The following is a 20,816-nucleotide window of genomic DNA, read 5'->3' on the forward strand; positions in this document are numbered from 1 at the left end:
TTTGTTTATTCTTTCTTCAATTCCTCCGCCGGATTAATATGGGCAGTGTGCCAAATCCTGGCAAATACGGTTAGGAATACAATCCCTGTAGTGATAAGGAACAGCAGCGGGTAGAGCCACCAATTAATCTTGGTTTGCAGGACATAATGTTCCGTCCAAGGTTTTATGATGAGGTATCCGGTCGTGAAAGCAAAAACGGATGCAATACCCAGCAGTTGGATATACCCTTTGAAAAGCAGGTAGAAGATGGAAAGTAGAGAAGCCCCGTTTACTTTGCGGATGGCGATTTCTTTTCTGTACTGCTCACAGTCGAGTGCTATCATCGAATAAATCCCGAACAGGGAGATAATCACGCAGACCAAGGTCAATAGTGCATACAGAAAACGCAATGATTCTTCGGAGGCAAACTGTTTCCTGTATTCTTCGTCCATGTTAAAAATTTTACTTTCATAACCGGGTATCTTTTTTTCTACCATTTGGGTTATCGCTTCTCTTGTTTGTTTATAGGTGCCGGGTTGATATTTAACAGCAGTGCTTATAAATTCATTTTTTACAGATAGAACAATCGGCGGACAAGGAGTGATTAGTGAAGCATAAGCAAAGTCCTTTACTACACCGATGATGGTGTGCTTTTGGCTCCATTGTGGTTGGAAAGACGTTCCATCTGGTAGATAATAAGCCTTTGGGATTTCTATGATTACTTGCCCGACCGGATCTTTCAATCCGAGTTTTTGAGCCAGAGTCTGATTAATTATCACATCTGCCCCATTCTCTTCAGGAGTTGTCTTAAAGTCTTTTCCGGCAATGAGTTGTAAACCGTAGAATTTGATATAATCCGGATATACAGAGAAATCATTGTATTCAATACATTCATTATCGTTCATCTTTTCAGTGCGGGCTTGCGAGCTGCTTGAGATTGTGCGTGGTAGAATAGCGCCATATCCGATTGGCATGAATTGAGTGACTGTAGGGATGCTTTTTAATCCGCTGGAAATCAATTCAAACTCTTGCGCAGAGGGCCTATAAAAGAATGTGTTTTTGGGAGATGTGTGGAATGAAAGAATGTTGCTCCTATCAAATCCCGGGTTCGCATGGCCTAATGTATGAATTTGTTTATAATAAACCGTTGTGCAGAAAATACATCCTACACCGATTATCATCTGTAGCAAAAGACTTATTTTACTAAATATCCCTTTTCCGCGAGGATGTAGAACCGTACGAATGGATTCTTGGAATAGACGACGTTGCGTATAATGAATGACAACGGAAACCATACACAAGGAAATAACAATCAGAATGAAAAGATAAACGGCTAATTCACGATATATCAGGATAGTGTCGGATTGTATATCTGCAAATGTCTTGAATTTGGGCAGACTCCATTCGATGCCGATAAGCCCGATTGAACAAGCGACAAGGAGTAGAATCAGGAATTCAGTGGACAGTAAAATGAATATTTCGAACTTAGAGGACCCGATTACTTTTCTGAGAGATAATTCTTTGGTTCGTATCCAGATGCGGCTTACGTATAGATTTAGGTAATTGAATAATGCGGAAGCGATAACAAGCAGGCCTAATAAAGCAAAAAGCGCTACTTGCTTGAATTTAAGTCCGGCATCATTATAGGTAGGCTCTGTGTAATAAGCTTCTTTGATTGGAACAATGGTGAAAGACGGGGAGGATAGCATTTCTTTAACAGGAAGTTTCTCCAGTTTTTCCTTAAAAGTCCGGGCGTCTGTCTCTTTGTCTAAAAGAATATAGTTTATGCTCGGGATGCTCCAATTTGAGATTTCTTCTTTTCCGATAGGACAAATCGCCTGGAAAGGCATATTCGTATTTTTAGGCCAGTCTTTTATAACTCCCCGTACGGTAAATCGCTTATATTCTTCTCCACTGACATATTGGATAAGTTCTTTTCCAATCGGATTGTCTGTATGATAATAATTTTTGGAAAAGGATTCACTTACCAGTATTCCTCTTTCGTCATTAAAATCAATAGACCCGAGAAGTATCTGAACATCGAACAGTTCAAAAAAGTTTTTATCAACTTCTTCTACATCAATCTCTTTTTTGCTTTCCTCTGGTTCGATGTCGTAAACTCTCTGAGAAACGGCACTAGCTTTTATCCCGGGAAAATATTTTTCCAGAGTCTGTGCCAATGGCGGTGGCGTATTAATATATATTCCATATTCGTGATTTGGGTCGATTTGTCTGACCTGATAGATACGGTCTGCATTTTTGTGAAAAGCATCAAACCCTCTCTCATAGCGTATCCAATAGGCTGATAAGGCGAAACAGACAATTCCGACTGCCAATCCGATGATGCTGATTATGGATTGCTGACGATATTTTAATAGATTTCGAATGCTGACTTTGATAATATGTGCTATCATAATGGTATGCTTTCTTTATAAATATTATTTATTGATGATACAAAAAATATGCCAAAGAGATTACAGGTTGATAATCACCATTAAACAGTCCGGAATGTCTTTTCCTGTAGAGCGAAAACGCACATATTATGTTTGTATTCGCACGTTTGTAACAGGTATAATCTTTTCACTCAATAGATAGACTGTTGTGTCGGAAATGTATCCTAAGCCGACTATCAAAATGTCATTAATAGAGCAACTAAATGGGATTAGTATAGCAGGTAAAATAAATTACCCGCACATGTAACCCTTTTTAACGTATCAAACAGATAGCAAAACACCCAAAAAAAGAACATCCTGCCAATCGGTAGTGGTAGCAGAAAAGAGCGTATTTGCATAGTTGTTTCAATAAAATAAATAGTATATTTGTTGAGAATAAAGAAAATAAGCTACATTATGAAGTGCACCATCTGCCTGATTTCCTTATGGGGATTTCTATACCTATGTTTCGTCTCGCCTGTTTCGGCACAAAATTCCCGTCAGCAGGAAAAAGATTCCCTGCGCCTTGTCATTTCAAAAGCTGATGCTGCCGAACGGTTGGAAGCTAACAAGAAACTGGTTCGTCTCTATCAGATGGAAGTGAACAAAGACCAGGTGCTCGATACAATTCTTACTATCTACGATGCGATAGATGCTGATGCCCGGAAGTTGGAAAACCTTGAAGAGCAAGGAAGTGCCTGCTACAACCGTCTTGCGGCAATCTCCAGTAAACGCCTTTACGACGAAGTAATCCGTCAAAGCCCTGCTATCCTCGATTTTCTTGCCAAAAACAATTTATGGAAAAATTACTATCAATCGTGCAGTATGTTCATCGAAGCTTATCGGCGTAAAGGGGACTATGAAGAAGCTCTCGATAAGGCCGATAGTATCTATAACTATGCCAAAGAGCAAAACGACCGTGGTGGAATGGGACTCATACAGTATGCTATCGCTAAGATATATACTTCTCAAAGGCGGTTCTCCGAAGCGGAAAAGTGTTTGAGGGAAAGCATCGACATGTTGCAGCCACAAACGCCCTATCTGAATATGCTGGCAACCGTTTCCAACAATCTTGTGCAGAATCTTATTGCCCAAAAACGCTATGACGATGCCATGCAAGCCGCCCATGAGACAGAGGAGGTGAACCGCCGCTACGAAAAAGCATCGAAATCCGTTCAGCTTTCCGCATGGTGCAACTTGTGGTTCAGCTATATAGATCTCTATCGCCAGACGAATAAATTCGACGAGGCACAGTTATACATTAACAAAGTAGACAGTGTCACTAAAGGTTCAATCAAGATGTATAAGGAACGCGGACACATCCTTTACGGGAAAAAACGTTATAAGGAAGCACTCGAAATGTTCGACAAGGATATAGAGGTATCTCCTCATCTGCTCGAATCGAAAGGGTTGAAGCTGATGACGCTTATCCAAATGGGAGAAAGGGAGAAAGCTGTGGAGCTGTTCTATAAAGTAATAGAGGAACTGGAAGCGGATTATAATACGAATTTTAATGCCAAGCTGGATGAAATTCGGACACAGTACGAGGTGGACAAATACGTTGCGGAGAAGGAGCATAACCGGATTTATTTCCTCTTCACGCTCGGTATCTGTCTTTTTCTGGTCTTGCTGCTCGCAGGAGTTGTTTATTATAACCGGATTATTGCTGCCAAGAACCGTAATTTGTATAAGCAAATTAAGGAACAGGATCGTATGGCGGACGAATTGTCGTTGCTGACCCATGTCTCGCCTCCTGTGGAGGTTGTGGACTCGGCCGACGATATGCTTCCCGGAAGTAGCCAGCAGCGCGAACTGGTTGCACAGTTGCGGGACTATTTGTTTTCAGGCAACAACCTTTCCGATACGAATATTGCCCGTGACGAGATAGCCTCCGTGCTCGGTACGAATAAGAATGTGCTGACCGAAGCAGTCAAGGTTGTCACCGGAAAAACGCCGATGGAATATATCCGGGTGTTGCAGCTCGATGAAGCTCGCCGGCGTTTGGATAAACATCCTGAACTGACTGTCGAGGCCGTTGCGTTGGAGTGTGGGTTCAATGCGGTCAACACTTTCTATCGTCTTTTCCGTAAACATTATGGTATCAGTCCTACGGAATACCGTAAGATTGCCAAGTCGCAACAGGGCTGACAACTGCCGGTCGAAAGAAGTTTAAGAGGCTGTATCCTTTAATCTCTGTCTCTTTTTGGGTATTTTGTTTCATGAAAAATCCCGCAAAGAGTGACAATTTGGGATAAAGCCGGGACAGCATGAGACATAATTCTCCTCCTTATTCTTCATCTTTGTGCAAAAAATAATCGGATATGCATGGGCAAATACTCATTTTAGTATTGACGGTTGCCACATTGGTATTGGTCATCGGATTGATATTGGTTGTGGTAGGTATCGCACGAACCCTGCGCGAACGGAGCCGTCTGGAAAAAGAGTTGAAACATGTACGTTTCGGGAAAGAAAAAGGGGCTCATGTTGTCGAATGAAAAAAGAAGATATGAATCTTTATCGAAAAGTCTTACGCTTTTTGAATGAAAGACTATAGTCTTTTTTTAATACTCGGCGGCTTTCTTAGGAAAGCTACCGACCCTTTTTACCTCTCTCGTATCTTTATTATAGATTAATCACATTCTCTTTCTTGTAAAAGGCGTTTACTTTCTTCACAGTGCTGCAACGTGTATAGGCATCGTGGCAATAAATAAGTGCCTGTTTCTCGCGGGCAGCTTCTTCCAGCATCCGGATTTTTTCGCGGTAGGAAAGAACAGGGTAGGTGTCGTAGGCGGAAATCCATTCGGGGGAAACGCTTGCCTCCAGGGGGATTACGTCACCGGCAAATACGTAAGTACGTTCGGGCATCGTGATGTAGGGGGCAATTTGGCCGGGCGTATGTCCGTCGAAGAGGCGGAGGTTCACAACGGGGCAAAGCTGCGTATCTTCATCTATCAGGTAAAGTTTGCCGTTCTCTTCCACCGCCTGCATGTTTTCAATGAAGTAAGAATCCTTTTCAAGTGCGTTCGGATGGAGGAAATTCTCCCATTGCCTCCTGCTCACCCAATGGGTGGCGTTGGGAAAGGATAATTCATAGCCCGGCGTGTGGTCCGGCTGTTGTTTTTCCCGGGTCACGTAGCCGCAATGGTCGAAATGGAGGTGGGTGAGGACTACGTCTGTAATTTGTTCCGGCGAGATGCCTCGTTTTAGTAATTCGGTATTCAAGTCCGCAAGGGCGAAAAAACGGTAATAGCTGAGTTGCTTCAGGTGTTTCTCCCCGGCTCCGTTGTCAATCAGGATGATACGCCCGCAATCTGTAGTCACCAAAACGGTTCGCATGGCCAGCACACATCCGTTCCGTTCATCGCAGGGATAACGGCGGCTCCAAGCCGTTTTGGGTATGGCACCGAACATGGCGCCACCGTCCGCATAGAAAAAGCCTGTGTCAATGAGTTGTAAGTCCATCTGTTATACTTTGGATACAAATATAGGGAAGTTTTTTTCTTTTCAAGGCAATTGTTCCATAAATGAAAATGCGTACATTTGCATTCAAAATCTAAGCAATGCGAAAAGTTCATTTAATCTCCGTAACCGAACCTCTGGTTTATGATCTGGCATTAGCGCTTCATCAAAAAGGATATGAAGTAAGCGTATCCGGAGACGGACTGACAGATGCAGTCCTGGCTAAACTTGGAGAAGAAGGATGTTCCTGTTATGGGAACGGATGGTTTCCGGAGAGATTAACTAAAGATATTCAATTTGTGGTATTAGGGGCTACTGTCAGGCAGGAAAACCCCGAATTGATACGAGCAAAGGAATTGGGATTGTTGGTGCTTTCAATCCCTGAATTTATTTTTCAGCGGACCAAAGCAAAGATACGAGTGGTTGTAGCCGGTAGCCGGGGAAAGAAAACAATCATTTCGATGATTGTTTGTGCCCTGAAGCGACAGAAACTTGCGTTCGACTATGCGTTGACCAGTGAAATACCTCTCTTGTCCAACCGTGTGCATCTGAGCTATGAAGCCCGGATAGCGATTATCGAAGGGGATGAGCATGTGACTTCTGCGTTGGAAAAACGTTTCCGGCTCGAATTCTACCGTCCGCATATTGCTATCCTGACTAATTTGTCGTGGACGCCCGAGACGGACCACGCCTCGCCGGAGGCTTATCATAGCACATTCCGTAATTTTGCTTCTTCCATCGAACGTGAAGGCAAATTGATTTACTTTGAAGGCGATCCGGTCGTGTTGCAGCTGGCGGGAGAAGTGCGTGAAGACATCACTGCCATGCCCTACAACCAGCATGAAGTAATAGAAAAGGATGGACAGACGTATCTGAAGACACGTTACGGAGATTATCCCGTCTATGTGCCGGACCGCTATTTCCTTATTAATCTGAATGCTGCGCGTCTGGCTTGCCGACAGTTAGGTGTAAAAGATGCTGATTTTTATCAGGCGTTATCTGAATATAGTGTATCTTTGCAACCATGATTATCGCACGACAAAAAAGAAAAGAAAACATTGCCGAATATCTGTTGTACATGTGGCAGGTGGAAGACCTGATACGTGCCAACAATTTTGATATGGACTCCCTCCGGCGTACCGTCATTGCCCATTACGACCAACCGGACGAGGTGAAGGAAGAAATAGCCCGGTGGTACGAGGAATTGATTGAAATGATGCGTTCCGAAGGTGTGAAGGAGAAAGGACATATCCAGTTGAATAAGAATGTAATTATCGCGCTGACCGATTTGCATCTCCGCTTGCTCAAATCGCCGAAAGAGATGCTTTATGGATCCGCTTATTATAAAACCCTTCCGTATATTGTGCAGCTTCGTGCCAAATCGGGTGGGGAAGACCTTCCCGAACTGGAAACGTGTTTCAATGCGATTTATGGCTTCCTGATGCTGAAAATGCAAGGGAAAAACGTGAGTTCGGAGACAATGGAGGGTATCAAACAAATTAGCTCTTTCCTGGCTCTTCTGGCCGAAAAATATCGTGAAGATATGAATGGGGAGCTGAAATTAGAAGATTAACAGGAAATGAAAACAGTTTTAGTGACAGGTGCTAACGGTCAGTTGGGTAATTCCATCCGTCAGCGGGTAGTCGGGTATCCCGGTTATGCTTTCCTTTTTACGGATGTGGATACGTTGGATATCTGCGATGCTTCTGCCGTACATGCTTATGTGAAAGAAAAGAAGGTGGATTACGTCTTGAACTGTGCTGCCTATACTGCTGTGGATAAGGCGGAAGAGGATGAAGCGCTTTGTTTGCGTATCAACCGGGATGCGGTTCGGAATTTGGGTGAAGCGGCGCATAGGGTTGGTGCCCGGGTGATTCATGTCTCGACCGATTATGTTTTCGATGGGACGAACTATCTTCCTTATGTCGAAACGGACGTGACTTGTCCGGCTTCTGTCTACGGACGTACGAAGCTGGCCGGCGAACAGGCGTTGCAGGAAGCCTGTCCGGATGCCGTGATTATCCGTACGGCATGGCTTTATTCCGAATACGGTAATAATTTTGTGAAAACGATGCTTCGTTTGGGGAACGAAAAGGATGAGATACGGGTTGTATTCGACCAGATAGGAAGTCCGACTTATGCCGGCGACTTGGCTGTTGCCATTCTGACTATTCTGGAAAAGGCGGAAGGAGGCTCTTTTGTTCCCGGTATTTATCATTTTTCCGATGAAGGGGTGTGTAGTTGGTACGATTTCACGGTGAAGATATTGCAATTGGCCGGCCTGAAAGCCCGTGTCCTTCCTATAGAAACAAAGGATTATCCGGCTAAAGCCGCCCGTCCGCATTTCAGTGTGCTGAACAAAGCGAAGATAAAAGCGACTTATGGCCTGACTGTCCCTCATTGGGAAGAAAGCCTGCATGCCTGTCTGAAACTGTCGGGCAATTTAAGCAAACAATAAAAACAACATAACATACAATGAGTCAATATTCTGAAGAGATTGAGAGAAGAAGAACGTTTGCCATCATCAGCCACCCGGATGCCGGTAAGACAACTCTTACCGAAAAGTTGCTGCTGTTTGGGGGAGCTATTCATGTTGCCGGTGCCGTAAAATCGAACAAGATTAAGAAGACGGCCACTTCCGACTGGATGGAAATAGAAAAACAACGTGGTATCTCCGTCGCAACCTCCGTGATGGCTTTCGACTATTCCGGTCATAAAATCAATATCCTCGATACGCCCGGTCACCAGGATTTTGCCGAAGATACATTTCGTACGTTGACAGCCGTCGATAGTGTAATCATTGTAATCGACACAGCTAAAGGGGTGGAAGCCCAGACTCGTAAACTGATGGAAGTTTGCCGTATGCGTAAGACTCCGGTTATTGTTTTTGTAAACAAAATGGACCGCGACGGTAAAGACCCGTTCGATTTGCTGGACGAAATAGAAGAAGAACTGCATATCAACGTCCGTCCCTTGAGCTGGCCTATCGACATGGGCCAACGTTTCCGTGGCGTCTATAATATATACGAACAGAAACTGAATCTCTATACGCCGAGCAAGCAATATGTGACGGAGAACGTAGAGTTTAAAGATATCAACAGTCCGGAGCTGGAAACCTATATCGAACCGGAACAGGCCGAAAAGCTGCGTTCCGACATCGAGCTGATAGAAGGGGTATATCCGGAATTTGACGTCGCCACCTATCTGAAAGGGGATATCGCTCCGGTATTTTTCGGTTCCGCGTTGAACAATTTCGGAGTGAAAGAGTTGCTGGATTGTTTTATCAACATCGCTCCTTCTCCCCGTCCGGTTCAGGCAGTAGAACGTATGGTAGATCCGGAAGAGGATAATTTCTCCGGCTTTATATTTAAGATACATGCCAATATGGACCCAAATCACCGTAGCTGTATTGCGTTTGTCAAAATTTGTTCGGGACGCTTCGAGCGGAATGCCAATTATAAGCATGTACGTTTTGGCAAGATGATGCGTTTCAGTAGCCCGACGGCTTTCATGGCGCAGAAAAAGGAGGTGGTAGATGAGGCTTTTGCCGGTGATATTATAGGTTTGCCCGATACCGGAAACTTCAAGATTGGTGATACCTTGACTTCCGGAGAAGAGCTTCACTTTAAAGGATTACCCAGTTTCTCTCCCGAAATGTTTAAATATATCGAGAATGCCGATCCGATGAAAGCTAAACAGCTGAACAAGGGTATCGAGCAGTTGATGGACGAGGGTGTTGCACAACTTTTCACGAACCAGTTCAACGGTCGCAAGATTATTGGGACTGTCGGACAATTGCAGTTTGAAGTTATCCAATACCGTTTGCTCCATGAATATGGCGCGCAGTGTAAATGGGAGCCAATCAGTTTGTATAAAGCCTGCTGGATTGAGAGCGACAATGCCACCGCCCTTGAAAACTTCAAAAGACGTAAAGCGCAATATATGGCTATCGATAAAGAAGGACGAGATGTCTACTTAGCCGATTCGGGATATGTGCTGATGATGGCACAACAGGATTTCCCTGATATCAAGTTCCATTTTACTTCAGAGTTTTAATTTGGCAGGATAACGAAAAAAGGAGGAATCCTTATAAGATATTTTTGATTTCTTCCAGAGATGCGACAGTGTAAGTCGGTGTAAATCCTTTTGCCGGCAGACCTTCCGGGTTGAGCCAAAGCTGGTCGATACGGGAATTGTATGCCCCGATGATGTCGGCATCCCAGCTGTCGCCTATCATCAGTGTTTCGGCACGACGGGAGTTCGTGTTTTTTAGGGCGAAATCGAAAATACCTTTATGAGGTTTCTGTATACCGGCATCTTCCGATAAAATCATTTTTTCAAAATAAGGAGCCAAGCCGGAATTACTGAGCTTTTTGAACTGTACCTCCCGGAAACCATTCGATAAAATATACATCTTGTAGGAAGGGCGGAGGTATGTCAATAGTTCGATAGCCCCGGGAACAAGTCGCGTCTTACTGGTGGTACGTTGTAAGAACTCATTATTGATTGCCAGAACAGACTTTACGTCTTCTATTCCCATCGGGCGGAGCATGTAGCGGAAACGTTCGATGATAAGCGTCTGGCGGTCTATCTCTCCATTCCGGTACTGTTCCCACAGCAGGTTGTTGTGCGGCCAGTAAATATCAAAGAAAGCCTCGAAGGAGGCATAATGTCGTTCAAAGTGGTGGACGGCATATAGTTCTTCGAGGCATTCCTTATTGTTATGGTACGTATCCCAAAGGGTATCGTCCAAGTCTATGAAGAGATTTTTGTATCTCATTATCCTACTTCTATCACCAGATACTTACCCAGGCTCCAGAATGCTTTTGTATCTGTAATTTTTAAAGTTAAATTTCCGTCTTCATCTTTCGTAAACTCGTAGGAGCCTTCCGGGTGATTGGATTTCAGTTTGGCCTTACCGGCAAACAACGGAATTTCTTTTACTTCGCGGATATCGATTGAGATGAAATAATCTTTATTGAACCCGCTCTGCAATACTTTTGATTTGGAAAAAAGGCCACCACCGGAAAGGATTTTCTGGTCTTTCAGCTCTTTGGCAGTACCAAAGCAGTAATAAGCCGTATTCAATGCCTTATCCTGCGAGCTGATTTTTTCAGATTGTGCAGCGGTTGTCGTTGCCAGTTCTTCCACATCTTCGTTTAAGGCGGAAACCATTTCGTCCAGTTCTTGGATGCGGACATTCTTTTTAGCCAAATCTTCCTGCAAAGCTACAATCATTGTTGCTTTCTGGTCCAGTTCGGACGAAAGACGGTCGATTGTCTTTTTCAGGGCAGCCGATTGGATACCGCTCTTTTTCAGCTTATCCTGCAATTCTCCGATTTGCTGCTTGTTCTTTTTCAGCGTTTCGCTGATAATCTGCATATTTTCTCTAATCTGGTCGCGATTGCTTTTAGCCAAATCGCCTTTTTGCTGTTGTATGTTAAGATAATTTTCTGCATCACGGATAGACTGGATATCAGCCTCTACGTCATTCAGGATGGAGAGGATTTCATTCATCTCCGCTGTGCTTTTCGTACTCTCTATTTTGAGAGAATCATTTTCTGCTTTCAGCTTCTTGTATTCTGCTGAATTCTGTCCGCAGGAGGCCAGCATGGCTGTGCAGATACATGCTGCAATTACTACTCTTTTCATGTTCTTTTTGTTTTTACGTTACACTTCTGTTCCTGTCTCTTTGTCCTTTTTATCTTTTAAGCCTGCTAATACAATAACAATTTCCCCTTTCGGTTCGTTCACGGTAAAGTGAGCGATTACTTCTTCGAGCGTACCGCGAACGGTCTCTTCGTGTATCTTGGATATTTCACGGGAGACGGAAACGGGGCGGTCCATACTGAAAAATTCAGCCAACTGGGTAAGTGTCTTAACCAGCCGGAAAGGGGATTCATAAAAAATGATGGTGCGGTATTCCGCGGATAGCTCTTTCAGTCTCGTTTGCCGTCCTTTTTTTTGAGGAAGGAAACCTTCGAAACAGAACTTTTCGTTCGGTAATCCCGATGCTACCAAAGCCGGCACGAAAGCGGTTGCTCCCGGCAGACATTCCACATCGACACCCTGGCGGACACATTCGCGGACGAGCATAAATCCCGGGTCCGAAATTGCAGGTGTACCGGCATCGGACACAAGCGCAATATTCTCGCCTCCCTTGATGCGGGTGGCAATTTGTTCGACCGTTTTATGTTCATTGAATTTATGATGCGACTGCATCCGGTTCTGTATCTCGAAATGCTTGAGCAGAATACCGGTAGTACGCGTATCCTCCGCCAAAATGAGGTCTGCCTCTTTCAGCACTCTTATAGCCCGGAATGTCATATCTTCCAGATTTCCGACGGGGGTAGGTACTACAGTTAGTTTTGCCATATTTACATTATTCAGAGGAAGCGTTTTTCCAGCAGTTTGATAAAATCCGCCACCGCTTCATCTTCTATATTCCATTTTAATTCGTTATTCAAATAAGTAATGGAGTCTTCATACGAATGAATATTGTTGAGGTCGTTTATTGCCTTGTTCATTCGTCCTTCGTCGCCACCAAACAATTCCCTGCGAAAGCGGAAACGGTCGTTCAAACTGAATGCTTTCCGGAAATCGGATAGATTTTTTTTCTCCAGTATGTCATTGAGGAATAGTCCCGTTTTCTCGTTTGCGGCAGATTTGGCTGTTGCTTCGGGAATGATTTCCGGTTCCGGTTTCCGTTCCGGCTCGGATTTCTGTTCCGGTTTCGGGTGAACCTCAATAATCGGTTCCGCAACAGGTTTCTCCGGAATAACAGGAGTCGCTTCTTCTTGTATTGGAGGTATCGGAGCTTCCGTAGTTTTTTCGGGAGCCGGAATTGTTTCCTCCTTCGCCGCTACGACCACTTCTTTTTTTTCCGGAACAGGGACTTGGATTACTTCTTTTTCTTTAGGAATTTCAGGCATTGGAGTTGCAACCCGTCCCGGCATAGATTGTATCATTGCCTGATGCTCTTCCATTTGCTTGCGGAGCATATCTATTTGTTCCGTTTCAAGCGTATGCAACTCTTTTAGTATCTTATGAGTCAGATTGAATGTTTGTCCGAAAAAAGAAACCGGATATATTTCCGCGTTCCGCATTCCGGCAATCAGTGTCTCGAGTTCCCTGATGTCTAAAAGCAGATAATCTATTTTGTCTTTATTTGCCATTCCTTTTTTACCTTTTTGTAAAACGTCACGAATCAACGGTTCGTTTATCTTGCAACAAAAATAGTCATTTCTTATATATGTAACGCTGTTATCCCATAAAATATTGTTATGTTAAAATATATTACCCGTGCGGGTAATTCAAATTGCCTGCTCAATTAATTCCATTTACACGGGATAGTGATAACATTTAGTTATTCGATAAATTCATCGGGCAGGTTTACCAGATACAGCCGGTGGGTGGCACGTGTGAAAGCTGTGTATAGCCAACGGTAGAAATCTTCGCCCAGCATCTCCTCCGTAATATACCCGATGTCTAGGAATACGTTCATCCATTGCCCGCCTTGTGCTTTATGGCAGGTGACGGCATAGGCGTATTTTACCTGTAGGACGTTATAGTGGGGGTCGGCCTTCATCTTTTTCATTTTTCCGGCCTTAGTCGGAATATCTTCATAATCTTCGAGTATGGTATAGAAAAGTTTGTCGTTCAAGTCCTTCGGTAAGGCCGGCGAGTCAGTCTGCAATGTATCCAGTAAGATTTTAAGTTCCATTTCAATCTCGTAATCCTGAAAACGGATATTTACATCAGCAAAGCGGAAGCCATACAACTCCGTAGTCCGCTTAACCCGCAGCACTTGGATGATTTCTCCGTTCGCGATAAAATCCATTTCCTTACAGTCGTTTGTCCAGAAATAATTGTTTTTTGCAACCATCAGCCTGTCACCCGATGAAAGTTCTTCTTCCCGGTACAGAATCCGGTTGCGGATGCCATTGTTGTAGATTGTGGCCCGTTTGTTGGAACGGGAGATAACCATTGTCTCTTCGATACCATCGCGGCTGTAGGCTGAAGAAATCTCCTCAATCAGTTCCTCGCCGCTCACTCTTCGAAAATCGGCGAACCCTTTCAGACGCAATTTGGGGAATATCTCAACCATTTCGTTTCGCAGTGCGTCACGTAGCCGGGTCGCATTGAACAGAATACCGGAATCCCCGCTTTGGCGGACTACCTGAGTAAGCGTGATTTCCTCTACATTCAGGTTATAACCTTTCAGGATTTCCACGTTCAAGGCAGGACTTTCACTTTGCATAACGGGGGGCAGCTGTGCCACGTCGCCCATGAGTATCAACCGGCAGTTTTCGCCGGAATAGACATATTGTATCAAATCGTCCAACAACCGTCCGGTTCCGAACACGAACGAATCCGTCCCGTCATTGGAAATCATAGAGGCTTCGTCTACGATGAACAAGGTGTCTTTATGCAGATTATCGGCAGGAAGAAACCCTGTCGGTTCGTTGGAAAAAGCTTTCTGACGGTATATTTTTTTATGTATTGTATAAGCCTTTTGCCCAGCATATCCGGAAAAAACCTTTGCCGCCCGTCCCGTAGGAGCGAGTAAGACGCTTTTTTGCTTCAATTCGTTCATTGTTTTTACGAGGGCGCCAACCAATGAAGTTTTTCCTGTCCCGGCATATCCTTTGAGCAATAATAGAGAATCCTGAATATCCGAAAGTAGAAAGTCCGCCAGTATATTTAACGCTAAAAGTTGATCATCCGTTGGTTTATACGGGAAATTTTGTGTAATTTGGCGGCTTAAATAACTATTTATCATTTTGATTGCAATAATTTTCGCTATAAAGGTAGTGTATTAAATATTCTTTTTTAAATTTGCCGAACGAAATAAATTCAAAAAACAATACAAACCATGAAAGTTACATTGAAAATTTTATTAGCTGCAGCGGTGTTACTGCTTGTGTACATGTGCTACAGAAGTATTATGACTCCTATCGAGTTCAAAGAAGAAAGGGAAAGTCGTGAAGCTTTGATTCAAAAGCGTCTTATCGACATCCGTAAAGCTCAGATAGAGTATAAGAACGTATACGGTGTGCATGCTGCAAATTTTGCGGAATTGTCTAAGTTCTTGAAAGAAGAAAAACTCCCGTTCATTGTCAAAGAAGGTGTTTTGACTGACGAGCAACTGGAAAAAGGTATGACGGAACAAGAAGCCGTAAAAAAAGGTTTGATTAAACGTGATACAATGTGGGTAACTGCCGTGGATACATTGTTTGGAACAGGTTACGATGTGGATGCGATGGCTACTGTACCGGGTATGAACATTCAGTTCTCCATGGATACGGCTACTCTGGTTAGTCCCAGTGGTTATACGGTAAGAGTGTTCCAGTGTGGCGTACTGTATGATGATTATCTGGGTGACCTGAACAAGCAGTTGGTATTCAACGAAAAACACAAAGCTGAAAAGATGGATAAATATCCGGGGCTGCGTGTAGGTTCATTGACGGAAATCAATAACAACGCAGGTAACTGGGAAAATTAATAGCAGCCTATGGCTATTCCTGTTTCTGATAAGTTAGCAACGAATAACTCGGAAATGTATATATTGTCCATCCGGCTTCGGTCGGGTGGACTTTCTTTTTCCGGTTATATTCCTTCGGTGGGTGATACATTCTTTTACCGGGATGTGGAATTTGACCGGGCAAAACCTTACATATCTTCATTAAAAGAATTTTTCTTCGAAAACGATTTCCTTACCTGGACATACAAACGGATAAATGTAGTTGTTGTTTCCCCTCAATATCTATTGGTTCCGGAAGATGTTTATCAAGATAAACGGCAGAATGAATTTCTATCGTTTGCTTTTTCCTCTTCTGAAGGACGGTGTCTGAATAATAGGCTGTACGATGAAGAAGCCGAACTTGTGTTCGGAATAGAGGAAGAGGTCTATGAGTTTTGCTCCCGTTCTTTGATTAATCCGCGGTATGTTCATCATATGTATCCGGTGCTTTCTCTTTGGAAAAAACAGAGCCGGACGCGTTTACCCAAGCAACTGTATGTGGTATTGCATCGCCGGATGATAGATATCGTTTGTTATGCGCAGGGGAATTTGATGTTTGTTAATTCATTTAGTTATGAACATGCCGACGATATTCTCTACTATATTTTATACATATGGAAACAGGTCGGCATGAATCAACAGAAAGACCAATTGCGGTTTTTAGGTGAAACCTCTTTGTGTAATACTGTCGTAAAGACATTGCGGAACTATTTACAATATATCGAGCCGTTGGAAATACCTTCCGAAGCCTATTTGTTAGGGTCGGAAATAGTACAAGCTCCTTTGGATTTAATAGCTTTATCATTATGCGAATAATAAGTGGTATTTACGGTCGTCGTCGTTTTGACGTCCCCTCAACATTCAGTGCTCGTCCGACAACGGATTTTGCTAAAGAGAATATTTTTAATGTTATCGGTAATTTGATTGATTTGGATAGCATGGATGCGCTGGACTTGTTTGCCGGTACGGGAAGTATTTCCTTTGAACTGCTTTCTCGCGGGTGCCGGAGTGTGACAGCTGTGGAAAAAAACAATGCGCATGCTTCTTTTATAGCTAAAGTTGCCAAAGAACTCAAAACGGATGCGCTTCAGTTAATCCGGGGAGATGCATTCCGTTATCTGAATTCCGCACCGGCTAAGAGTTACGATTTCATTTTTGCCGACCCGCCTTATGCGTTAAAAGAATTACCGGAAGTTCCTGCTCTTGTCTTTGAGCGTGACCTTTTGCGCGACGGCGGTTTGTTTGTGATGGAACATCCTAAGACAAACGATTTTTCCGGTTTACCTTATTTCCACCAACACCGTGTTTACGGTTCCGTCAATTTCAGTATCTTCTACAAAAAAACGTAGTTTTGCAGGGTTGCTTGTTTTTATGATACTAATATCAATATTATGAATAAATTATCTTTTCGCAGGTTGCTAATGTCGTTAATGAGTGTTTTCTCATTAAACAGAGTTGTCGTTCAGACTGATGTCATCCGCATTTTCTCAATCTTCATTTTAGTAATGCCTTGTTCTCTGTTTGCAAATGATGGTACCGTCTTGGTTTCCGGCGATGTATCAATAACGGTGAAAGCCGTGGATGAAGGGCTCTATAAATTAAATTTTTCTTATCAGGGAACCCCGATACCCACAATCAACCCGGATGCCACGATTTTTCTGGAATTAGCCGGCTCAAAGGAGCTTTCGGGAAACTATAGCTCGTGTGAGCTTAATGGCAATACGCTTACCTGTCAGGCATTGCTCACGACAAGCTTGGGGACGAACTTTAATGTTTCTGATATATATATTGCCAAAGGCAACGGAATCATTGAGCTTCAGCGCAAAATCCAATTATCAAACTCCAAAGCAGGCGATTGTTTCTTCAACTCCTTTTTCGGTTTTCGTACTGACGAGCAAGCGACGAATCTTACCCGGAACGAATATTTTATACCTGCCGTATGGTATAAAGGTAATTTCACTGTAACCGGGAATATTCCGAAGCATATCCCGCAGGTCAACGATACCTATTTTTATTATCGGGAAGACAGGATTACATTGCCTCTTGTTATGTTTCGCAATCCAAGAACGAATTTCACCCTTTCAATCATTCATAAAGATTCCAAATGCGAAACGGTTATCGCCGATGGAAACGGGATTGACACTGGTGCTGATTATCAGTTCGGTTCATTGGGAATAAAGAGAGAAAATAACGTGATTTATACGAATTTCATATACCCCGGTTCGGAGGCCGGGAGACGAGGGGGACGCGGCCCACGCCATCATCCCGTACAAGATGATTTAGTGCATGAATATAATCTGGAACTTTGTTTCTCAAGTGTAAATGACTATGCTACGGCAGTGAAAGACTCATGGGGACATGCTTTCGAATTATACAATCCGACTATTTATCCGGTCAATCTCGATGTAACCTATCATGGTATCATCGAAACTTTAATGTATTATTATGGGGAAGACACGAGCATGGGAGGTAAGTACGATGCAGCGGGTTGGCCTTTCGAGGTAGACCTCACCACTTTTAAACCCAGGAACTATGATTACCAAATGGGATTTGTAGGCATGCAGGTTGCAACCGGATATTATATCTATCGGGAAGGAGTGGAAACCGGTAATAACGATATGATAAAAAAAGGGGAAGCCGTGTTGAACTTCTGGGCATCCAAAAGCCAGACATCTTTAGGATTACCACGTGATTGGTATGATCCGGGTTGGTGGGGAAAGACCGGCACTTTCCGCGACGGAAGCAACCTGCGTGTTAATACAGGAGGCATGGAAAGCCTGATTGCCGCTTGGGCGTTTGCCAAACGTAGTGGCATCGAAAAACCTGAATGGCTGGAAGCCTGCAAAAGATATGGCGACTGGCTTATAGACAACCAGAACGAAGATGGAAGCTATTATTTTTCTTATAATCATAAGGTCATAAATGCTCAGGGAAAACATCCGGTTACGAATTCAAATAAGTTTCTGACAATTTGTGCGGTCCGTTATCTTGTGGAACTTCATATCGCAGCACAAGCGGATAGTCCCGGTGATAATAAGTATAGGGAAGCTGCTGAAAAGGCAGGCGATTTTTGCTATAAGAATATACATAACACCTATACTTATGTTTCCTGTGTGATTGATAATCCCCAGACGTATGACAGCGAATCAGGCCAAATGGCTCTCAACGGATTCCTGGCTCTTTACGACCTGACGAAAGATGCTAAATGGCTGACGGCGGCCGAACAAGCTGCTACTTATACGGAAAGTTGGGTTCATTGCATGGAGATACCCGTTGAAAATGATAAGGGTAACCGTCCCACGAAATACCCAAGAGACCGTAGCATTGTGGGACAACACATTATTGCCATGGGACATGCGGGAGCAGACCTCGGATTTGCATGGAGTTCCTTTGCGTTTTATCGCCTCTACCTGGAAACCGGCAATGAACATTACCTGAAAGTAGCACGTATCTCTGCCCATAATTCCAAACAGTCCATGAACTGGGATCAATCTCTTTTCCCCGGGCAGCAAAGGGGATTACAAATGGAGGTCTTCAATGTGAGTGGGCTTAGGCGCGAAAATGGGGCGTTTACCTGTCTCAACTGGAATTATGCCGCACATCTTGACCCGATGTTCCGCTTCAAAGATGCCTTTGGCACACCGAATATGGAAGAAGTCGAGAAGATGAGTTGGGAAGATCGTAAATATTATAATGATATTTATTCACACGTACAGTCGGCAAACTGGGGACAGGATATAAGCTCCACAGTCAATCGGTAAAATTTCCGCAGGGGAACTACACTGTCACTCTATCCCAACCCGATAAACTCCCACGGCAATTCCGTGATACTCTTTACCTTCAATAACGAATTTCAAAGGGATTTTTCACTTGATGCTTCTGGCATCTGTTTGTTATTATTTTTATTAAAGAAGAGGAGAAAACAAACGCATAAATGATTCTGCTATACGTTGTTTTCGCGGACGTCTCAGCCAGCGTGAAGGAACCAGTCGTTCGCAGTTGTGCATATCGTGCAGAAAGACTTTTCTCATTTGATGGGCAAAGGATGGTTGATAAACGAACGAATTGATTTCGAAATTATGTTCGAAACTACGGAAATCCATGTTGGCGGAACCGATGCAAGTTAGTTCATCATCAGTCACCAGTAGTTTGGAATGTAGGAATCCCGGTTTGTAGAAATATACCTTTACCCCGGCTTTTACCATTTCGTCAATAAAGGAGTGAGTCGCCATGTTGGCAGTCCGGGTATCCGAGCGTTTAGGCAGCATCAGTCTTACATCCACACCTCCTAAAGCCGCTGTTTGCAATGCCTGGTTGATTCCTTCCGTAGGTAAGAAATAAGGAGTCTGGATAAAGATATACTTTTTAGCGTTGGCAATCGTGAAGACGGTGGCTTGCAACAGGGTTCGCCATTGTCCGACCGGGCCGCTGGTGGCAATCTGCATGATATTATCTTCGCTATAGATAGGAAGAGGGGGATAGTAAATTTTTTCGTTGAGAAGTTTCTTGCTGACGACATACCAGTCTATCAGGAATGCAGCCTGCAAACCATGTACGCCTCTTCCGACAATCTTGAAATGTGTATCTCGCCAAGTGCCCCAGTCCGTGCCTTTGTTGTACCGGTCGGCAATATTCATTCCTCCCATAAATCCGACTTTCCCGTCAATGACAACAATCTTCCGGTGGTTCCGGTAGTTTACTTTACTGGTAAGGATAGGAAAAGCAACTTTCAGGAAAGCGTATACCTCTATGCCGTTCTCCCTCATCTCGTTAAAGAATCTGTTTTTTACCTTCCAGCAACCGACATCATCATACAGGACACGTACTTGTACACCGGCTTTTGCTTTTTCTATTAACAGTTTCTTTATTTGATTACCGATTTCGTCGTCACAAAAAATGTAATATTGGAGATGAATATGGTGGGTTGCTTTTTTTATCTCCTGTATTAAATCGTGAAACTTATCCGGACCGTTTGTGTAGATTGTAATGTCGCTGCCATAAAGCAGGGACGATTGGTTACTGTTGGACAACAAAGTTACCAACGGCTGATAAGGAGCTGGTACACTACAACTGTCTTGTGGCAGTTTCCCTTCCTGCGGACGTTTCATTATCCTTTTATATGTGCGTCGGGAGATGATTCGCAGTTTCCGGTTATCCTGCCCGAAGAAGAAATAAAATAAAAGTCCGATACCCGGGGCAAGCAAAAGAACGATTACCCATGGGATGGTTTTCAACGGATTTCTGTTTTCGGTAATGATAACCAACACTAATCCGAGGATAGTGACAGAATACAATATAATAAATATTGTACCGACTATCCATTGTATATGTATGTGTATGGCTGCCAGCATCCTGTTTATCGTCCTGTTTGTTATAAAATGTAAAGATAAGAAGCAGATTTGATATTAGCAAGCTTAAATGTC

At 43.5% G+C, this 20,816-nt stretch carries 18 protein-coding genes; 10 read left to right on the forward strand and 8 right to left on the reverse strand.

The genetic code is table 11. From position 1 onward, the window contains the following. Window positions 1–5: 5 nt before the first annotated feature. Entirely contained in the window at window positions 6–2,393 is a 2,388-nt protein-coding gene (locus DW103_RS10205; protein ID WP_122275746.1) for an ABC transporter permease, read from the reverse strand. A gap of 435 nt (window positions 2,394–2,828) precedes the next feature. Between DW103_RS10205 and DW103_RS10210 the strand changes: the two genes are divergently transcribed. Together DW103_RS10210 and DW103_RS18115 are read left to right on the forward strand one after the other, a co-directional pair. Further along, window positions 2,829–4,559, forward strand: coding sequence for an AraC family transcriptional regulator (locus tag DW103_RS10210; protein ID WP_122275748.1), 1,731 nt, complete (start codon window positions 2,829–2,831; stop codon window positions 4,557–4,559). 173 nt (window positions 4,560–4,732) lie between these two features. Then, on the forward strand, window positions 4,733–4,906 hold the full coding sequence (locus DW103_RS18115; protein ID WP_158576687.1) for a hypothetical protein: 174 nt from the start codon (window positions 4,733–4,735) through the stop codon (window positions 4,904–4,906). A gap of 127 nt (window positions 4,907–5,033) precedes the next feature. On the opposite strand, the gene DW103_RS10215 is transcribed toward DW103_RS18115, so the two are convergent. Beyond that, on the reverse strand, window positions 5,034–5,873 hold the full coding sequence (locus DW103_RS10215; RefSeq protein ID WP_122275750.1) for an MBL fold metallo-hydrolase: 840 nt from the start codon (window positions 5,871–5,873) through the stop codon (window positions 5,034–5,036). A 98-nt stretch (window positions 5,874–5,971) separates the two neighbouring features. Here DW103_RS10215 and DW103_RS10220 point away from each other — a divergent pair, with 98 nt between their 5' ends. The 4 genes from DW103_RS10220 to DW103_RS10235 are packed head-to-tail and all read left to right on the forward strand — an operon-like array spanning window position 5,972 to window position 9,926. Continuing rightward, window positions 5,972–6,898 carry a Mur ligase family protein gene (locus DW103_RS10220; RefSeq protein ID WP_122275752.1) on the forward strand — a complete coding sequence of 309 codons (927 nt, stop codon included), beginning with the start codon at window positions 5,972–5,974 and terminating at the stop codon, window positions 6,896–6,898. Beyond that, window positions 6,895–7,443: a DUF4924 family protein gene (locus DW103_RS10225; protein WP_122275754.1), complete on the forward strand. Its 549-nt coding sequence runs from the start codon at window positions 6,895–6,897 to the stop codon at window positions 7,441–7,443. The genes DW103_RS10220 and DW103_RS10225 overlap by 4 nt, the downstream gene beginning before the upstream one ends. 6 nt (window positions 7,444–7,449) lie before the next feature. Further along, window positions 7,450–8,328, forward strand: a complete 879-nt coding sequence (rfbD, locus tag DW103_RS10230) for a dTDP-4-dehydrorhamnose reductase (RefSeq protein WP_122275756.1) — start codon at window positions 7,450–7,452, stop codon at window positions 8,326–8,328. Window positions 8,329–8,345: 17 nt separating this feature from the next. Next, entirely contained in the window at window positions 8,346–9,926 is a 1,581-nt protein-coding gene (locus DW103_RS10235; RefSeq protein WP_122275758.1) for a peptide chain release factor 3, read from the forward strand. Between the two features lie 31 nt (window positions 9,927–9,957). On the opposite strand, the gene DW103_RS10240 is transcribed toward DW103_RS10235, so the two are convergent. The 5 genes from DW103_RS10240 to DW103_RS10260 all read right to left on the reverse strand — a co-directional run bounded on the left by DW103_RS10240 (window position 9,958) and on the right by DW103_RS10260 (window position 14,652). Continuing rightward, the gene (locus tag DW103_RS10240; RefSeq protein ID WP_122275760.1) at window positions 9,958–10,650 is read right to left on the reverse strand and encodes a YjjG family noncanonical pyrimidine nucleotidase; all 693 of its coding nucleotides are present in this window, start codon (window positions 10,648–10,650) and stop codon (window positions 9,958–9,960) included. Continuing rightward, a complete protein-coding gene (locus DW103_RS10245) occupies window positions 10,650–11,522 on the reverse strand; it encodes a hypothetical protein (RefSeq protein WP_122275762.1) in 873 nt (290 codons plus the stop codon). Before DW103_RS10245 ends, DW103_RS10240 begins: the two co-directional genes overlap by 1 nt. Window positions 11,523–11,540: 18 nt before the next feature. Continuing rightward, window positions 11,541–12,245 (reverse strand): 16S rRNA (cytidine(1402)-2'-O)-methyltransferase, encoded by a 705-nt coding sequence (gene rsmI / locus DW103_RS10250; RefSeq protein WP_122275764.1) that lies wholly within the window; start codon window positions 12,243–12,245, stop codon window positions 11,541–11,543. Window positions 12,246–12,256: 11 nt separating this feature from the next. Further along, the gene (locus DW103_RS10255; RefSeq protein ID WP_122275809.1) at window positions 12,257–13,045 is read right to left on the reverse strand and encodes a hypothetical protein; all 789 of its coding nucleotides are present in this window, start codon (window positions 13,043–13,045) and stop codon (window positions 12,257–12,259) included. A gap of 191 nt (window positions 13,046–13,236) precedes the next feature. Further along, the gene (locus tag DW103_RS10260; protein ID WP_122275766.1) at window positions 13,237–14,652 is read right to left on the reverse strand and encodes an ATP-dependent RecD-like DNA helicase; all 1,416 of its coding nucleotides are present in this window, start codon (window positions 14,650–14,652) and stop codon (window positions 13,237–13,239) included. Window positions 14,653–14,745: 93 nt separating this feature from the next. Between DW103_RS10260 and DW103_RS10265 the strand changes: the two genes are divergently transcribed. Genes DW103_RS10265 through DW103_RS10280 form a run of 4 tightly spaced genes read left to right on the forward strand, consistent with a single transcriptional unit; the run spans window position 14,746 to window position 19,154 of the window. Further along, complete coding sequence (locus DW103_RS10265) at window positions 14,746–15,375, forward strand: hypothetical protein (protein WP_122275768.1); 630 nt, start codon at window positions 14,746–14,748, stop codon at window positions 15,373–15,375. Between the two features lie 9 nt (window positions 15,376–15,384). Beyond that, window positions 15,385–16,209 carry a DUF3822 family protein gene (locus DW103_RS10270; RefSeq protein WP_122275770.1) on the forward strand — a complete coding sequence of 275 codons (825 nt, stop codon included), beginning with the start codon at window positions 15,385–15,387 and terminating at the stop codon, window positions 16,207–16,209. Further along, entirely contained in the window at window positions 16,200–16,742 is a 543-nt protein-coding gene (gene rsmD, locus DW103_RS10275; protein ID WP_122275772.1) for a 16S rRNA (guanine(966)-N(2))-methyltransferase RsmD, read from the forward strand. Before DW103_RS10270 ends, rsmD begins: the two co-directional genes overlap by 10 nt. Before the next feature lie 42 nt (window positions 16,743–16,784). Further along, window positions 16,785–19,154, forward strand: coding sequence for a hypothetical protein (locus DW103_RS10280; protein ID WP_147381201.1), 2,370 nt, complete (start codon window positions 16,785–16,787; stop codon window positions 19,152–19,154). Between the two features lie 144 nt (window positions 19,155–19,298). Here DW103_RS10280 and cls read toward each other — a convergent pair whose 3' ends face one another. Beyond that, window positions 19,299–20,744 carry a cardiolipin synthase gene (cls, locus tag DW103_RS10285; protein ID WP_122275776.1) on the reverse strand — a complete coding sequence of 482 codons (1,446 nt, stop codon included), beginning with the start codon at window positions 20,742–20,744 and terminating at the stop codon, window positions 19,299–19,301. Window positions 20,745–20,816 lie beyond the last annotated feature (72 nt).

This window comes from Parabacteroides sp. AM08-6, assembly GCF_003473295.1.
Classification (GTDB): domain Bacteria; phylum Bacteroidota; class Bacteroidia; order Bacteroidales; family Tannerellaceae; genus Parabacteroides.

Bases quoted from the DNA above. Each gene is read 5' to 3' on its own strand.
- DW103_RS10235 (WP_122275758.1), top strand. From the start codon at position 8,346: ATGAGTCAATATTCTGAAGAGATTGAGAGAAGAAGAACGTTTGCCATC.
- rsmI (WP_122275764.1), bottom strand. From the start codon at position 12,245: ATGGCAAAACTAACTGTAGTACCTACCCCCGTCGGAAATCTGGAAGAT.
- DW103_RS10255 (WP_122275809.1), bottom strand. From the start codon at position 13,045: ATGGCAAATAAAGACAAAATAGATTATCTGCTTTTAGACATCAGGGAA.
- rfbD (WP_122275756.1), top strand. From the start codon at position 7,450: ATGAAAACAGTTTTAGTGACAGGTGCTAACGGTCAGTTGGGTAATTCC.
- DW103_RS10240 (WP_122275760.1), bottom strand. From the start codon at position 10,650: ATGAGATACAAAAATCTCTTCATAGACTTGGACGATACCCTTTGGGAT.
- DW103_RS10215 (WP_122275750.1), bottom strand. From the start codon at position 5,873: ATGGACTTACAACTCATTGACACAGGCTTTTTCTATGCGGACGGTGGC.
- DW103_RS18115 (WP_158576687.1), top strand. From the start codon at position 4,733: ATGCATGGGCAAATACTCATTTTAGTATTGACGGTTGCCACATTGGTA.
- DW103_RS10245 (WP_122275762.1), bottom strand. From the start codon at position 11,522: ATGAAAAGAGTAGTAATTGCAGCATGTATCTGCACAGCCATGCTGGCC.
- DW103_RS10205 (WP_122275746.1), bottom strand. From the start codon at position 2,393: ATGATAGCACATATTATCAAAGTCAGCATTCGAAATCTATTAAAATAT.
- DW103_RS10265 (WP_122275768.1), top strand. From the start codon at position 14,746: ATGAAAGTTACATTGAAAATTTTATTAGCTGCAGCGGTGTTACTGCTT.
- DW103_RS10210 (WP_122275748.1), top strand. From the start codon at position 2,829: ATGAAGTGCACCATCTGCCTGATTTCCTTATGGGGATTTCTATACCTA.
- rsmD (WP_122275772.1), top strand. From the start codon at position 16,200: ATGCGAATAATAAGTGGTATTTACGGTCGTCGTCGTTTTGACGTCCCC.
- DW103_RS10220 (WP_122275752.1), top strand. From the start codon at position 5,972: ATGCGAAAAGTTCATTTAATCTCCGTAACCGAACCTCTGGTTTATGAT.
- cls (WP_122275776.1), bottom strand. From the start codon at position 20,744: ATGCTGGCAGCCATACACATACATATACAATGGATAGTCGGTACAATA.
- DW103_RS10260 (WP_122275766.1), bottom strand. From the start codon at position 14,652: ATGATAAATAGTTATTTAAGCCGCCAAATTACACAAAATTTCCCGTAT.
- DW103_RS10270 (WP_122275770.1), top strand. From the start codon at position 15,385: ATGGCTATTCCTGTTTCTGATAAGTTAGCAACGAATAACTCGGAAATG.
- DW103_RS10280 (WP_147381201.1), top strand. From the start codon at position 16,785: ATGAATAAATTATCTTTTCGCAGGTTGCTAATGTCGTTAATGAGTGTT.
- DW103_RS10225 (WP_122275754.1), top strand. From the start codon at position 6,895: ATGATTATCGCACGACAAAAAAGAAAAGAAAACATTGCCGAATATCTG.